Below are 16,694 nucleotides of genomic sequence, written 5' to 3' on the forward strand. Positions count from 1 at the left end.
AGTCTTGTTTTATATGGTTTATATTTTGTTAAATATGAATTGATCAACAGTTGTGCAGGTGTATGTCTAGTCAGTATTTGAGTTTAAGAGAGATCGGCAGGCGGTTAGGTATTCCACCGTCAACCGTGGTCTACTATAAAGACAAGTATTCTAAGTTCTTGCCTTCGGTAGGGGGGCGAGGACGTAGGCAGAGGTATTCTATTGAGGTTCTGGAAATATTCAGGAGGATACGTGAAATGTATGGAATGAACTGGTCAACTGAACAAATTGAGAATGAATTAACATTAAAATTTGGTATGTTAATAGAATCGATTAATGATGATCAACAATTGATCAATAAGGCGGGGCTTGAGCCAAGTTCTGATATGCAGACAGTTATAAGCGGCCTGTCAAATGTGCTAGGAAAGGTTTCTGATCTGCTGTCAAATCAGGCTCTTTTCCAATCCGAGATAAGAGACCTGCGAGAAGAGTTGTCAAATTTGAGGGTGGAAAAGCGTAAGCTGGCAGCAGATACCAATGAGCGCATTCTGGATATGGCAATGGAAATCGGGCGTCTCAAGCGGGATAGGGCCGAATTGTTCCGCTTGCTCCGGAAGGACGAAGATGAGGCAGGGCCTGAGGTCTCGGTGTTCCCATCTGAGCAGTACCTTGGGCGGCCTTTGGTAATCAAGAATTCAGATGGAGATTACTTGGGAGTAGCCGGTAAGGATCGCAAGCATTTTTCTCTGGAGGATTTTGTCAAGCTGCTGCAAAACAGTGTCAATTCACATCGAAGTGTTGATTTGATGTGGGAAAAGATTGACCGTCAATGGAAACTGGTAATTTCAGCCCATGAAGAAAATGTTGAAATAAAGAAAGAGATAGTTCTGGTCACAGAAGAGAATATTACTCCCAGTAAAAATACCGTTGTAAGAATTGTCAGCATGGGAATTAATGATAAAACGGTCCCGGATGCTCTGTTATTCAGTCTTTTCAAACAGATAAGAGAAAGTTTCGATAAATAGCTGGCTTTCGGTAAAATCTAGAAAAAGTCTTGATAAGTCTTGATAATATGGTTATTAAAAACTGTATTATTTAGTAGAGGAGTAGCCTAGGGAGGGATTTATGCCGCAGGTTGCAGCCAGAATTACGCATGACCACGAACAATGGCTTAAGAACTATTTCAAGACCAAAAGTGCAGGAGCGGAGTTTATTCTGCCCTGGGCAGTTGATATGTTTTTCAAGTCCATGCGCTCTGTTGCGCAGGAACTCAATGTTCAGGAACTCAAGACAGTGCTGGAAGCTTACAGGGGAATCAAGATATTACCCAATCAGTGTAAGAGTGCTTACTTGTATTTACGCATTGAGGAGGCTTGTGAAAACGAAGACGTACATGTCGTTCATGGTGTCAGTAGAGCTAATCTTGAGGCTAAACTGAAACGGCTCACCGATGTTCAGGCATCATCTCTCATGATATGGGCTTCGGCCTATTGGGTGAGTAAAGTCTGGAATGGAGTCAGTCTGGAAGAGTATATTAAACTGACTTGCACTTAACTTATTTTATTTAATTTTTTTTGTTCCCTGCCCGTATGCCTTTTTCTGTAAAGGCAATCAGTCCTCTTTTCCCTAAATCCTTCATGAAAGTGGCCGTCGCTACCTCTGCTTCACGTGGCAGAACCTGATATCGCTCCGCAAATTCGGCTGCGATTTTTCTGACACTGTTATGGCCGTCAATCATTTCCCATACAAGCGTTCCCATTTCATCCAGCTGCAGCTTTTTAATGGGGGGAGCACCGTCTTTCCACATGCCGAAGCGTTTAGCCACATCTGCAAAAAGAGGCTTTAACCTCAAAGGGTAGGAAAGTATTATAAGCCCGTCGTCAGATCTGGATTCTTCCACATTCAGATTTTTGACCGGCTTGCAGGCCAATGCTTCACCCCTTGTCATTTGCGGGACGATCTTTACTTTTTTATTGAATAATTTCATAGCAATTGAAAATTGATTTAGCACGGTCTTCAGGGATTTCCTGTCGGGAACAAACCATTACTGCCAGAATCCGGTTGCTTTCATGTGTATAGCGTACTTCTATCTGGGCATAAGGCTTATTTTTGGCACTCAGCTTCGAGATAGCAAGTTTTGCTATAGAAGGTCTGTCCTTCTGTCCGTACATACAGGTCGCTCCTCCATCATATTCCAGTTCAGCTTTTGAAAGGGAAAGGCGAGATATTTCGTCTTTGAAAATTTCCTCCGAGAATTCTCCCAGAGTAGAATTTTTCAGAATTATATCAGCAGGGCTGAATCTGTATAGTGAGAGTGTTTCAATCTGATCACCGACGGTAATGTTAAAGCGCCCGGGTTTGAATTCGTATGATTCAAGATTGAATCCGGCAGGAAGAGTTGCCTGCAAATCATATATACGCCAGTTAGTGGTTTCTTCTCCCTTATGGAACTGCAGGGAATTGAGAAATATTACCGCTGCATTATCAGTGCATTCGTCACATTTGTTGATGAACTGGATCAACATGATCTGCGCTGCTTTTTTATTGTAGAACATGACTCCGCGCCCGGTGGCTAGATCTGATTGCCAGTAAAAAGCTGTGGAATCGTACTTTTTAAGTGGAGCTTTCCATGATCCGGGCATGACAGTTGATTCAATCTTAATTCCGGAATTAGATTCAATCTTTTTGGCCAGTTGCCTGAAGTATGTTTTTTCTTTGTATGTTTTGCCCGCATCATACCAGCGTATTTCAATGCAGGGATGTTCGCCGTTATCCAGTTGCAGGAATTTTTTATCAATTCCGCTGACTTCAAAATTGGAAGGAATCTCGAAGCTGATTCCATCCCACGCAATTCTTTTATGGTCCATTTATTATATTCCTTGATGGGAAGCGAAACGGTTTTATCCCGGATCGCCTGTAGATTTTTGTACGTCTGTGCGGTGGGCAGAATGGATATGGCCTGTTCTGGTGTTTAGTACGCCAGACGATAAAAATAACCTGCACAAGTTTACCAACTCATGCAGGTTTGTCAAAACATCATAAGAATAAGATAAGGTCAATAGGCCATTTTTCCCAGTGACTTGAGGATAAGTGTACAGCCCATTGCAAACATGCCGGTTAAACCCATACCGCATGAAAATCCGGCCAGCAGAACCGGGGCGTACTGCCTCCACATTGCCCCGTATTTTTTTTGGAAGAAAAAACGTCCTATTAGTGCACCGGCAACTTCAAGAATAAATCCGTGGGGAGTACTTTGTCCCAGTCCCCTGACAACACCATAAACAAGCAGTACTGGCAGCCCTACAGCATTGAGTATCGCATAGAGCACAAGTCCGAGGCTGATTCCTCCCATGATTACAGGGCCGCTCAGAGCCTGAAAGAATAAAGAATTTCCTTCTAGGGTGGATGTCTGCATCAGCAGCGTATTCAGGGCCTGCAGATGCCATAATTCCTGTGCATATGGGTAGCTTGCAGATGGAATCGGAGCAAGCTGCCATATAAACTGGGAAAACAAAAGACTGGCGATCATTACAACGGGGAAAACAACCAGTTCCGCCTTGATGATTCCTCTTATGGATGTTCCGGTTAATTCGATTTCCCTGAAATGAACAGTTGCTTCACCGTAGTTGTGTATCGGGATCGGTGCGTACCATATTTCAATACCCTGATATCCGAAAAACTTTGCTCCGGCGATGAAACTGGCCTCGCGAACCAGAGGCAGACTGACGAATTGTCCGGCAATACCTTCCATTCGGGCAGTAATATAAGATATTACAGGGGTGTAGATAAACCCGTAGAGCAGGAAGAATATCCATGGAAAGTTGGGAACCAGCAGCAGACTCATACCCACATAAGCAAGGGTGGAAAGTACGTAAATTGCAATGGAAACCCAGAAATTGATATCTCCGCGGCCTTCAGGCGGCTCGAAAAGTTTACTCCATGACTCACGGCTCTTGGCGTGTTCACCTCGAAAAGATTTAACTACATACCAAATACCAATCAGACCTATTGCAAGCCCAAGTCCGATTGAAAAACTCATGTAGAAGTCAAAATTGTTGGCAAAAACAGTCTCTACTGTTTCCATCCCCGGATGCCAGCGGTTAAGGATTCCGTGCTCATATAGAAATGGATTGGCAACAATAGTAATTATTATACCGATCAGGCCGCCGATGACAGCCCAGAAGGGCAGCACCATTCCGATAAAAAACAGGCCAAGGTCAAATTGTATACCTGTAGCTACAGCAGGTAGTACCTTTTCTGTGTAAGGCGTGAGTTCTACCCAAGGGATCGGTATCAGCCGGATAGGTTCGGTGAAGAGCAGTCCGGAAACAGCGGGCAGCAGTACATAAACAGCACCGAATGCCAATCCTATAACCCCGCCGACAGAGAAAACCCGCCATTTCCAGCTGGCCTGTTTTTCTTCAGTGGACTCCGCAAGGGCCATTGTACCCAATGCTCCAACAGGGGCCATGGGGAAGGGGAGTTTTTCAACATCCGAGGTTATTCTGTAAAGAGCATATCCCAGTCCAAAGTGGTCTATCCGTTGAACTATCTGGGCTCCAACCAGCAATAATACCGGTATCAACCAGTCTCGATGGAAAAAGGTCCTTTCTATCAGGGATTCAGAGCCCGGTTGAGGAGCCACCCAGGTCGGGATGAATTCCGTGAGCCCAAGCATTCGGGCTGCATCTGACTGAACAAGGTACTGCTGCCATAGCAACCCTGAAAATGGTGATGCAAGTGCAGCTCCCGCCATGTAGTAGAGCAGAAATATTTCCTGTTGCTTAAGCTCGGTGTACGACCTTTTGGCGATCTCGGCGAAAAGAATGATGGTCACCCAGCGTGCAGCCGGACCTATACCCTGACCGATTACCAGTTGAAGGTACATACTTCCCGGCATCATCAGGAAACCGATGAAGATGGCACCGATAATGGTTTTCCAGTCAAAGCCCTCTTCAAACTTGGTGGGAGTCTTCAACAAGTCCCGATACTCTTGTAACTCTTTATCGTCGTACATGTGTATCCTGAATGCCTTTGGCGACCCAGCCAGGGGCCTTAAACCCTTTTAATAGGGATTCGCCGTTATTGCGTTAAATATTTTGTTACAAAAAACTGGTTATCTTAAAGCCCTACCCTCGAGGGAGGTGGGCTTAATCAAATTCTGCTATTGTACCGATCTCTTGAAATAAACCGATTAGGAATTCCAAAGGACCATTAGTGCTTCGGCGAGAGCTTCTTGCTCAAGTCTTAGGGCTATGGAGAGCACAAGATGGCTTATCCCCTTACAAGCTTACCCCGGCAGCACCTGATAACTTTGTCCTGCATAGAGACCATACAGAGCCCATGCTCCGCCCATCAGAAAATCTCCCATGATCAGGCCGAAAAACAGATATCGTACCCGTTTGAACAGTCCTACACCGCCGTAACGCAGGGTTAGCTGGTTGCAGATCCATCCAAGAAAAAAACTGAACCAGAGTATTCTCATGGCTGAACTGTATGCGGTCAGATATCCGATAGGATGCAAAGGCCACCATGGCAGTCTGTTGTATGCGATTATAAGCGCGAACATAATAACTGCGCCGAGGGTGGCGAAGGTTGTTACCCAGTGACTGGCTTGAGCCGGTTCCTGAATAACGCGTACCACGTTGTCATAGACGGTCATGGATGTACGGGTAGCCCAGTCAAGTTGTAGTTCGCGAATTCCGTATTTATAACAGACCATTAACATGGAACCAAAGGACACAATCAGGCCGAGCAGCAGAATTGCTGTTATGCCGATCAGAAACAATCGCTTGTTACGCACCCATTCGTTTATTTTGGATCCGTGTACCAGTGAAGGCATCAGTGATTCCCGTAGATCAACAAAAAGCACTTTCTGGCAGATTGCGGCGATAGCGATTCCAGCAGCTCCGAAAAATTTGCTTCCGAAAAGGGTGGTCACTCCATCAAGCGGTGCCGCAGTGAGGGTGAAGTAAGCTATACCTCCCTGGCAAATTGCTTTTGAGGCTACTAGCGTGAAAATAAAAAAGGAAAACAGTACGACGATCGCAACCAGCATGGGGATACCGAAATAAACACACCATGCGGTCAGCAGGCCTCCTGAAATGAACAGACCCCAGAAAGAAAACCGCAGAGACATCCATTCTGCCTCACCTCTGGTTGATTCAGCACCGAATGCTTCACGTATAACCTGTCTGAGATGCTGACGGGCCAGCCAGATGATAAAAATGAAGAAGACAAGATAGGCTCCGATCATCTGGGTCTCTTCTGGACTGGTCAGGGTCGGACCGAAGGTTACGCCCAGTGCGGAAGCAGGGATGTTCAAGCCCGCTACACTCAGTATTCCGTAGAAAAGCCCACCCAGCAGGAAAAAGAACCAGAAGCTGAAGGATATCTGGCGCGAGGCAAGAAAAGCAAAGCCCACAAAGGCCGGATAAAAGTATATTTTAAGCTTGTAGAATCCGGAGAACAGTCCGGTTTTGGCGAAGTATTTACCGGCAAGAATCAGTGTAGGCACTTCAGGGACCGAGGGGATATAGAAGTGCAGTCCGTTCATCAGGTGCAGACAGACGCAGAAAATCAGGCCGATAAGAAAAAACTTGTTGCCTAAAAATGAACCGTAAAGTCCCTGATCAAGTGCTTCTTCCATGAATCTGGGAAGCTGCAGCAGAGGGAAGTTCAGCCGTTCGTTCTCTACCCACTGGCGGCTGAATATGTTTGTCAGGCAGAGCATCATGAAATAACAGAGCAGAATGAACGCCCCCCACCACATGAGCGGTGTTATCCAAGAGGACCAGGGGATGGAGCCGAATATCTCCACATTGTCCATGAAAGGTCCGCCCTTTATGCCATTATACAGTTCTTCCACGGCATTAGGGTCGCTGGGTTGCAGGGCTTCCGGAATAAGCGGCTGCAGCACTTCCTTCCATCTGTTTCCGATTGTCGCGAAGTGGAAGGGAGCTGTCAGATTGATAAAAAATGTTCTTGCCAGACCTGTGTAGGATATACCTGAAACAATAACGGTGAGAATCCACATGGTCATAAGGTCAAGCCCGGTCATAAGCGGGCGGGAGCGCAGCAGCTTATGATGCAGTGCAGAAATTGCGGTCAGCCAGGCCAGTATGAAGAAAGGTGCCAGTGGAAAATGTCCGCCCGCAAGCGGGGTGGCATTCAGGTAAGCATTGTTGAAGGGCGTGAAGGCACAGATGAGCAGTCCGAAGACAATGCCCAGCACTACCGCCCTTTTACGTATTTTACCATGCATATTAAAAATCCCTTATTTACAGGTCTGCGAGAGTTTTCTTTGTGTTCAGGCCGGTAAAGCCGAAAGCCATCATTTCCGGGATCTTGTCACGGAATGATTTCTGTTTTTCCGGATCGAGGGAACGCCAGATCAGGAACTGCTTTCTGATGTCGTTGATGAAATCCTTGTTCAATCTTTTCCACGCGCCGATTTCACCGGATTCGCGCTCTATGATCAGGACTGCTTCAAGGAATTGAGGATGAACCTTGGCCGGTCTGAATTTCAGTTCAACCTGCTGCTTTACTCCGAAGTCAAAAGGAGCAAGCCAGACGCGGGTATTGAAACGGAAACAGGTGATATGATCAGGACAGCCCTCAAGCAGGTCACAGGTTGACTCTGGTAAAGGTTCCTGCCCGAAGTTGACCTCAAGTTCGGATGAAGAAAACAATCCGTGCGAAACATCTGTATGTGCTTCGATATATTCAAGCAGAAATCCGCCCGCGTCTTTCTGTTCTTCATGTTTGAGCAGGAAGGGCAGGGTTGCCTCAATAGTGTTGGTATCCGTGTCGGGCATTTTCCATGATCTGTTCACGTCCGGGATGGCGATATTGGCCGCCACTTTTGATGGATATATGACCGAGATCAGAGTAACGGCAATAACAAGAATCATTGCAGCGACACCGGCCATTGATGAGTAGTTGGCAGTCATTCCCGCCCAAAGCGGGGTTCCCGCCAACAGTCCCGAAGCAGTCTGGGCGATCAGATAACCAATGACAACACTGATTACCGCGAAGGCAATAGCTTCGGCTATGAACAGGAAAGAGACATGGGTTGGCGCCATACCTATGGAGGTGTAGACAGAGATTTCTTTTTTACGCTCGTACACACTGGTGATCATCGTGTTAAGCACGATCAGTGCGGAAATTATCAGCGGGATGATGATGTTGGGCACGCCCGAATAGTTCATGCTGTCTGAAGCCTGACAGATATATGTGCCGCTGCGGTCACAGCTGAATATGGGCAATCCGTAGCGGTCCACCAGTCCATTTACAGTTTCCTGCGGGAATAGACCGCTCACTGGCGCAATCGCCACAGCTTTTAGATTACCGCCCATAGCCATCAGGGTATCGTAAGGAATTATAGCCGTAACCTGTCCGGGAATATGAGTGTAACGTCCCTGAAATGTATCAATATCCTCACCGGACTCAATTGCTTCGGCTTCGACCTCACTAAGCTCCTGAGCGGCGGAGGAGGGAAAGATAACCGGGGTCATGGGTTCTCCGTCCAGATCGGTATGTTCACTGAATTTCCGTCCATCAAAAATACCGGTCAATATGAAACTGCTTCCCCATACATTAACCGTATCACCGGCTTTAGCTCCGAGTCGGTCCGCCATCTCCTTGGAAAGCAGTATCTGGTCGGGGCGACCTTTTTTCAGCCAGTTCCCATCGACAATCACCGAATCAATTCCACTAACTTCAGGTTCGCGGAAGCTCAGGCCCACGAGTCCCTTAACCTCTTCCTGTTTACCATTGAAGCTTACAGGGGTGACCGCGGACGTGGTTCTGTCTTTAAGTTCCATCCAGCCGCGGGGAACAACTGTTCCGCTCTCATCAAAATCGTTAGTGACTATGCCCAGGGTTTCCCGGGGCAGGTCCTGCCAGCCTATGTTTTTCATGAATACACCGAAGTATGGTGTGCTGTCGCTGTATAAAACATAGGTATGCTGGCGCAGGGATTTGACAGCCGTAAAGCTCATAATTGTGAAGGTAAGGATGGTCAGGGTAAGACAAGTCAGAAATGTCCTGATTTTTCTGCGGCGCAGGTTGCTTACACCGATTACAAAAGCTGAAGTGAATGCTTTCCACTTGCTGATTTCAGAGGTTTGCGTCCGGTGGGCTCTTTGCTGCAGGAGGATCATTTCTTTTTCAAATCTGAAAAAGATGATCAGTGAAACCATGACAGAGAGGCCGAGAATAAAGAAAGCCAGAATAACAACCATGGGGCTGTATGTTAGCTGGAAGGCCGGATGCACGGAGTATATAAGCGCAATGACGGCAGAAAGTATTGCCAGAAAACCGATAATCCGTTTATGGATGTCCGCGAAAGAAAACAGAACCCGCTCCATGCAATAGGCAAAGGGTATGAACAGGGCGATATAGAAAAGAACACCTACAAGCACGTCCTTCTGTGTCTGGTCAACATCAAGGTACACTCTTGAAGCCAGTGCCCAGGCTGTCCGCGAGTCTTTCATGAAGTCATCGTAGCGCTTCTCCTCCCATGCTGTTCTTGCATTTTCTAGAGCCTGTGAACCCTGCTGTTCAAGAGAGCGTATGCGTTGGTTAACAATGCCGTGCTCTTCGAGGTTGTCCAGCCGGGGTTTGAGCAGATTCCACATGTCACTGGCGGCCCGGTGGTTGGTAGCCGGAATTATGGGCCACTTTTCGAGGTCGTACCCATTCCCGGCGGGGTCACCGGGTTTTGAGTGTATAAGAATCATCTTACGGTTTAGAACCGTATCGGAAAGAGTCATTTTCAGTGACACTTCAGGTTCGAGAAAAACACTGGCAATTGTTGAGGTCCGTGTGTCAATACGGCTGTACCAGTAGTGCATCGGCTGGGCGTCACGTGCTCCGTCAAGCACGTCCACTTTTGTCATGTACCGGAATGTGCGAGGTGTTAGCAGGTCAAAGAGCGTGGTCTGGCGGCAACCGAACATGATCAGTTTGGTTTCCATGTCCAGTCTTCTTATTTTGAGTCTGTATGCTGATTTGCCCGTTTGCTGCTTATCGATGGCCCAGATGATTCGTCCGTCTTTATTATACTTGTATCCCTCAATAATCAGTTTGTGCTGGACGAGCTTTTTGGAAGCCACCCCGCTGAACTGGAAATCTCCTTCAGAGTCCGCAAGGGCATAATATCTGGTCAGGCCTTGAAAGCCCATGAAAACGGTTCCGGGAGCGCCCTGATCCGCGAACAGTTCTCCCTGCCGTATGAAACGGGCCTTGCCTTTAACTATGGAGAAACCTTTTCGCGGTTTTTTGTTTGTCAATTCCCCTTCAGTGTCAGATATTTTTCTGACCAGTCCTTCAATAAGGGCGGATTGCTTTTCAATGCCTTCCCAGTTTACATTTTCAACAGTATCAAATGGAGTTCCCCAGTAAGGGCGTCCATCATTGACCGTGGCAAAAGTGAAGCTTAGATCTCCGGCCATTGTCGCTATTTCACTGCTGAATTGGGGCTTATCCAGAAGCCATGTCTGCCAGGGGCGGGTCCGGTCCGGGCGGAGGGTGTCTTTGTACATCCCTTCTGTTCCGGTGGCTTTCTCCACTTCCGGGACTGCGTTACCTAAAATATTATTGATATGGGAGAAGGTCCGGGAAAGATTGACTCTGGGCCTTAACTCGTAAAACCAGCCTTCGCCGAATGCTCCCACTCCCTCCCCGTGGCTGGAAAGGTAGAGAGATACACTGCAAACCATGTCTTTGGCCCGGACTTCCCTGCGTAACTCCCGGGCGCTCTGGATTGCTTCCAACTGTCTTTTAATATCTGTCCTGCTGGTCTCGACTTTTTTGTGCAGCTTGGGAAAAAGGTCTTTCAATGCCGCAAGCTCTTCAGAGGGCAGTGTAGAGTAGTCGGTTTTCCATGAAATCCGGCGCAGAAGCTTGCGTCTGGCGTCTACACTTGAAATTTGTTGCTGGTCCGCATCGTCCTGCAGACGCAGATTCATAAGCTTTTTACTTATTATATCGACTTCGTCTTTAATCTGATTTTTCAGTGCCGTATGCAACAGGCTGAACATTTCGGGATCTTCAGCAGCTACTTCGGGAGCAAGCGGGTTGTCCTTTTCCAGACTTAGCAGAATCTGGGTGGCCTGTTTTCTTTTTTTGCGCAGATCAACCTGCAGCATTTTCAGTGTTTTACTTTTGCCTGCAACAGCCTTAACAAATTCACGCATGCCCCGTAGAGATTGTCCGTGTCCTGTTGTTGCCAGAAGCAGAACAGAGCGTTTGGGGGGATTTTCGGCAAGCTTCCTGCCGATTTCAAGCAAAGAGGCTACGGACAGAGCTTCGTCCGCTCCCGGCCCGTTACCCATGATGTAAGTGGTTGTGTCATAGAAAGCCTCTATGATTACGAGTTGCTCAGCCATATCCGGATCACTGCCTTCAATGAGGCAGTAAATGTTTTCAGCCTCAACACGATCCCAGCGGCTTTCCGAGTGCACATACCCTGCAGCTGAAAGCATTTTTTTGTGGCCGTCACTGATGAGATCCAGCTGATTTCGGGCATCGTCTGCTGAAATGTAATAGCGGGGAAAATCAAGAGGGGACAATTCCAGCTTCTCTTTGAAGAAACCTTTGTGACTTTTGTCACGGTCTACATAGACCAGTGCGGAGGCTCCAAGACTGGCAGCATTCAACCAATTCTTACCGGAATCCATATCCATGAAAACAATGGCATTTTTTACTGGCAGGCCATTGAAGTCATCAAGATCTCCTTTGCCGACATAAACAGCAGGTCCCCTGAGTCCTTCTTCAGGTGTGGAGGGCGGGGTGATGGCGTTGAATCTGGCAGGTCTTATCTCAGCTCTTTTACCGTTATCCAGAGTGAATGAGACTTTCCCTCCGCTCATGGCCGGTGCAAGAAAAAGGTGTTTACCTACTTTGAATTTGCCGATTTCCTTGAACTTATTTTCAATGTAGTCGGCCGCTTTTCTGCTTCCTTCTGAACCGAAAGATCGGTCTCCCATCTGTGAGAGGTCTGTAATCGTCTGACGGATCGATTCTGTTGAAGCAGAAGCGTTTCCAGACGCTGACAATGCTAAAACCATAAATATAGCCAGAACTGCCGTAATCGGTTTTATGCTTTTTCGCTGTATTGATGCTTTCATGGACATGAAGTAGCCTCCGGCGATCAGGCCATGCGGATGCAGCCAACATCGATGTTAAGCTGGTCGCGGTTCTCAATTTTACCGATCATGCCATCTTCAATCCACACAACCCGGTCGGAAGCGTTCAGCATTTTATAGTCATGTGTTGCTGTGATGATAGTTACCCCCCGGTCCTTGGAGAGATCGTTCATCAGTTTGATGATTTCCTCACCTGTTGTAAGGTCAAGGTTTCCTGTGGGTTCATCTGCGAGGATGATTGCCGGATCGTTGGCAAGGGAGCGGGCAATTGCCACGCGCTGCTGCTGTCCGCCTGAAAGCTCCTGCGGTTTATGATTGTAGCGTTTATGCAGTCCCACAAGGTCAAGCAGTTCGATTCCTTTTGCTACCGCGGCATCGTTATGGACCCCGGCGAAAATCATGGGCAGGGTTATGTTTTCCAGAGCGGTCATTACTTGGATCAGGTTGAATGTCTGGAATATATATCCGATTTTACGGTTTCTGAGCCATGCAAGCTCAAAAGCGTCCAGCTGTGCGATATCCACTTCATCAATATAGACTTTCCCTTCGGAAGGCTTATCCAGACCGCCGATCATATTGAACAGGGTGGATTTACCTGAGCCCGAAGGTCCCATGATAGAAAGGTATTCACCGGAATATATTTCCAGATCTACTCCTTTGAGAGCCTGAACATCAGTGCTTCCAAGTTTGAAGTTCTTCTTTACCCCGGATACCCGGACTATGGTGTGCTTGTCGGCCATATCTTTCGCCCTTTAAATGATTGCTTGTTCGTTTGTGTGAAATTTTATTCCTCAACCCGCATTGCTTCGATCGGGCGCATGCGGGCGGCTATAAAAGCAGGGTAAAGCACTCCCAGCAGACTCAGCCCGAAGCCGACCCCGATGGAGTAGATGATGGAAATCCCGGCTTCTGAGGGGGAAAGCATCGTAATTGCGTTAAACCCGAATCGGATTATTCCTATTAGAATTGCTATGAGCGCACCGAAGAATGCACCAAGAAAGGACCCTGCAACCCCCTGCATTGAGGCTTCGAGCAAAAACAGCCTGAGTACAAAGCTGTCCAGTGCCCCGAGGCATTTCATTGTCCCGATTTCCCGGAAGCGTTCGGTAACAGCCATAAGCTGGGCATTGATAATACCGACAGTGCATACAAGTAATGACAGAATGACTATCCAGCGTTCCTTGGCGCTGCCACCCGGTTCATACCCCGTATTTTCAAGGGTCTTGATCAGACCGGGATCGCCCGAGTTATAAAGTCCGTTGGAGATGTCTCCTCCAATAAGGACATAGGCTAGAAATGAGACCGCCAGAATCAGACTGGTCACAGTGACCATGTTACGCAGAAAACGTGATTTAAGACTTTTGAGGCTGATTTCAAAAGATTTGTCAAAGGGCAGCACGACTTGTGCGGCTATATCCGTGGGTGCGTCCGGGTCTTGGAATGGAATTTTCTTCTGTGACATAAATTTATAGCTGACCTTTTTGTAAGATGAATGGCCCTGCACAGCTGGAAGTATAGAAATGCTTTATAGAACTGAGGGTATGCCATTCTTTTTATAGACAGCCGCTATGGCAGCCATAACTGAATATTCGTGAATATTACATTTACATTTTCTACGATTATGTACCTATTAAATAGCTAAAATACGCTGAAATGCAAAGAAAAATATAAAGAAGGGATCATGTCCTTGAGGACCGGGATAATGAAGAGATATAGTTTATAGACGTAAAAATTGTTACAGATCAGTAAGCAATTCTCATCCGGTTGGTTAAATATGAATATTTGCAGAGAGGAAATATTCGGGAAAGATTCAGGAGAGCATTTCTCTGATGTCTTTTATCTTGAAAGAAGGGGTGTCTTTGATTTTTCCAAGCAGATAGTCGAGGAAAAGAAGCGAGGTCTGATTCATCCGTTGATGGTGAAGCATGAAGCCTGCATAGTCGGTTGTAACTGCCGTTTCAATTTGAGTCTGCAATCTCTTTATTCCGTTTGCCGGAGTCTTTTCCTTTAAAGTATGCAGATCTATATTTATCGGCAGGTCCGGAAGATTATCCAGTGGACAGGGGGTGACGTTGATTGATCTGGAAATTGCTATGAAACCGAGGTCGGCCAGACAGTGCATGGCCTCGCTGGTACAGCGGTTCCATGGTGGAGTGAAATAGGGACAAAAATTATCGCCTAATAGGTGGTCCAGTTTTTTGCGTCCTTTGGTGAGCTCTTTTGAGATCACTTTCTTATCACGTGAGGGGCCGAATTCGTATTTTTTACCTTCTTTTTCACAGTTCCTGTGGCGATAGCCGTGCTGGTGCATGCACCAGAGTGAAAGGTCCGGTCCGAGAGTTTCCAGTAACTCATTGATACGGGATTCATTTACCCAAGCCGGGACAACAGCAAGAGAGAGCGGGACTTCGTGTTTTTTGAAAACCGAGATCATGTCCGAGAACTGTCTGCCGGGATAACCGATATCATCCGCACGAAAAAAAACATCGCAACCACTGTTCGGAATTACGGGAACAAGTTTACTCCACCACTGATCAAATGAATCAACCAGTGTGGAAATCGGATTTTTCCAGATTGACGCTACGGTCCTGTAAGACATTAATTACTTCCGGCTTTGTCTGATGATCTCTGCTGAGTTGCTCGCTCCCATCAAGTCTATACCATGATCGGGAGAAGTGCGATTACGATCCAACAGAGCGTTTATAACATCTTCCATGCCTGAGGCAATAAGATCTTTTTGTTTTAGGATATTAAGATAAATATAATTGCTGAGTTTTTCTGCACGCATGCTTTGTTCGTGGTTGTAGGCAAAGGGCATGACTGCTGCCGGAATTCCTGTTGTCAGGATATCCATACAGGTGTTGTATCCCGCCATGGAAACCATTGCGTCAGCAGCTGAAAGCAGGTCGGTAAAATCCGGAGAGAAGCGTTTGACAGTTATCCGGCTATTATCAGCGGCATCTGATTTCAACTTCAAAAAAGCATCTTCACTCAGGAAGGGGCCTGTCAGCATGAGCAGCTTTGCTTTGTCATTCTTTAACCGCAAAAAACCTTTCAAGACTGAATCCATAAGTTCGCCGCCGACCTTGCCGCCGCCGGCACTGGCGATGAGGAGTTTCTCGTCCCCGGAAAGATCCATTTGCTGACGGATCGAAGCTCGTGCTTCGGAGCTGGGGTGACGTGCTGCGAATCCGGTATAGCAGCAGGGTATTTCAATCTTGTTCATCAGGCTGAATGTTTCGTCCAGGCAAGATATTTTAGGATCAGAGTGGATTAAAAGCAGATCAAAATATTTATTAAGATATTTAACAGCCTTTGCTTCATGCTTGCCCCCGTCATTGCGTTCAACCAGAATGTCACGCAGGGAGCAGACTACTTTTATATTGCCAAATCTACCTCCTTTTATGGCATCAAGTACCGGGAGCAGTTCAAAGCGGAATGCTTTTCGTCCAAAGGGGAATAGTTCAATCAGGAAAACATCCGGCTTTTCCTTCTCAAATATCCGGTAGATGGCTTTGGACCTTTCTGATTTGACTTCATCCAGTTCGCGGCCTGCATCAGTAGGCATCAGACCGCCGAACTGTTCATTCATGCATAACCCCGGCAACTGGCGGTAGTCCACATTCGGAGGAAGTTCCTGATCAGGCCGCTCTCCTCCGGCAACGAAAATCACTTTTTCCCGGTCAAGGGCACGTGCGATTTCCAGACTTCGGAAGAAGTGCCCCATTCCGAGTACGTGTTGACAATAGTGGATTACTTTCATGATGTTGTGTTGCAAATACCCCTAAATGTGCTCAAAGGCAATCGTCATAGGCAGGTGCTCCAATGAAAGTCTTTGCCTGTTCAGTGGCCAGAATCCGCAAGGCGCAATCCTTATCGTATTTGTTACGGATTCTTTAGAAGGCAGTATCGTTATCAGGAACAGGCATATATCCGTGTTATCTACAAGGTATCGTTGAGCCTGTCGATGGTCAGGTCGCCGTTCCATTGGAGCCAGTGCAGGCGGCGGCGTTTTACCAGTTTTGGTTTGTCAGCCATGAAGTCGTGTCCTGCGAGCTTGTAAATAATGGTTTTGAGTAAACCTTCGTGGACCACGGCAAGCACTTTCAATTCATCTTTGTTAACAATTTCAGAAATTTTGCAGGCTCCTTCCTTTAGGGCTGTTATGCCGCGTTCGGAAGTTTCAATACGGCTTTCACCGTTATTGGGGCAGAATTTCCAGCCTTTGGCTATTTCTTCATCTAGTTTGCCGGGAAATTTAATGTGCAGTTCATCTGTTGTGAGACCTGACCATTCTCCCCAATCCTGTTCACGCAGTCCCTTAAGTTGAAGGGCGGGGAGCTCAAAGCCTTCCATAATGATTGAAGCTGTATCAATGGCTCGTCCAAGGTCGCTGGTCATAACTGCATCGAATGATTCCGGTTTAAGTGTTTCGCGCCAGCTTGCTGCCAACTCACGTCCGTAATCTGTTAAAGGAGAGTCCATGTGGCCCTGAATTCTGTTCTGTTCGTTCCATTCTGTAACTGAGTGCCTGATTAATGCGATGCTGACTTTCTTCATTGT

12 protein-coding genes are annotated in these 16,694 nt (G+C 47.0%); 2 read left to right on the forward strand and 10 right to left on the reverse strand.

Going from position 1 to position 16,694, the window contains the following annotated elements; all coding sequences use genetic code 11:
* Positions 1-62: 62 nt before the first annotated feature.
* Positions 63-1,004, forward strand: coding sequence for a MerR family transcriptional regulator (locus ACZ5PW_RS10305; RefSeq protein ID WP_464552954.1), 942 nt, complete (start codon positions 63-65; stop codon positions 1,002-1,004).
* Between the two features lie 100 nt (positions 1,005-1,104).
* Positions 1,105-1,533 (forward strand): hypothetical protein, encoded by a 429-nt coding sequence (locus tag ACZ5PW_RS10310; RefSeq protein ID WP_464552957.1) that lies wholly within the window; start codon positions 1,105-1,107, stop codon positions 1,531-1,533.
* 10 nt (positions 1,534-1,543) lie between these two features.
* Here the strand turns inward: ACZ5PW_RS10310 and ACZ5PW_RS10315 are convergent, their stop codons facing one another.
* From ACZ5PW_RS10315 to ACZ5PW_RS10360, 10 genes are all read right to left on the reverse strand, one after another.
* Entirely contained in the window at positions 1,544-1,927 is a 384-nt protein-coding gene (locus ACZ5PW_RS10315; RefSeq protein ID WP_464552960.1) for a PqqD family protein, read from the reverse strand.
* 22 nt (positions 1,928-1,949) lie between these two features.
* Positions 1,950-2,846 carry a hypothetical protein gene (locus ACZ5PW_RS10320; protein WP_464552963.1) on the reverse strand — a complete coding sequence of 299 codons (897 nt, stop codon included), beginning with the start codon at positions 2,844-2,846 and terminating at the stop codon, positions 1,950-1,952.
* Positions 2,847-3,034: 188 nt separating this feature from the next.
* Positions 3,035-4,996, reverse strand: coding sequence for a peptide transporter (locus ACZ5PW_RS10325; protein ID WP_464552966.1), 1,962 nt, complete (start codon positions 4,994-4,996; stop codon positions 3,035-3,037).
* Positions 4,997-5,269: 273 nt separating this feature from the next.
* Entirely contained in the window at positions 5,270-7,243 is a 1,974-nt protein-coding gene (locus ACZ5PW_RS10330) for a DUF6785 family protein (RefSeq protein WP_464552969.1), read from the reverse strand.
* 16 nt (positions 7,244-7,259) lie between these two features.
* Positions 7,260-12,119, reverse strand: a complete 4,860-nt coding sequence (locus ACZ5PW_RS10335; RefSeq protein WP_464552971.1) for an FtsX-like permease family protein — start codon at positions 12,117-12,119, stop codon at positions 7,260-7,262.
* Between the two features lie 17 nt (positions 12,120-12,136).
* On the reverse strand, positions 12,137-12,871 hold the full coding sequence (locus tag ACZ5PW_RS10340) for an ABC transporter ATP-binding protein (protein ID WP_464552974.1): 735 nt from the start codon (positions 12,869-12,871) through the stop codon (positions 12,137-12,139).
* 44 nt (positions 12,872-12,915) lie between these two features.
* Positions 12,916-13,593, reverse strand: a complete 678-nt coding sequence (locus ACZ5PW_RS10345) for an ABC transporter permease (protein ID WP_464552976.1) — start codon at positions 13,591-13,593, stop codon at positions 12,916-12,918.
* Between the two features lie 348 nt (positions 13,594-13,941).
* Entirely contained in the window at positions 13,942-14,730 is a 789-nt protein-coding gene (locus ACZ5PW_RS10350) for a polysaccharide deacetylase family protein (RefSeq protein WP_464552979.1), read from the reverse strand.
* A 3-nt stretch (positions 14,731-14,733) separates the two neighbouring features.
* Positions 14,734-15,909 (reverse strand): glycosyltransferase family protein, encoded by a 1,176-nt coding sequence (locus tag ACZ5PW_RS10355; protein WP_464552982.1) that lies wholly within the window; start codon positions 15,907-15,909, stop codon positions 14,734-14,736.
* Between the two features lie 164 nt (positions 15,910-16,073).
* Positions 16,074-16,691 carry a histidine phosphatase family protein gene (locus ACZ5PW_RS10360; RefSeq protein WP_464552985.1) on the reverse strand — a complete coding sequence of 206 codons (618 nt, stop codon included), beginning with the start codon at positions 16,689-16,691 and terminating at the stop codon, positions 16,074-16,076.
* Positions 16,692-16,694 lie beyond the last annotated feature (3 nt).

It is taken from the genome of Maridesulfovibrio salinus (assembly GCF_055394525.1).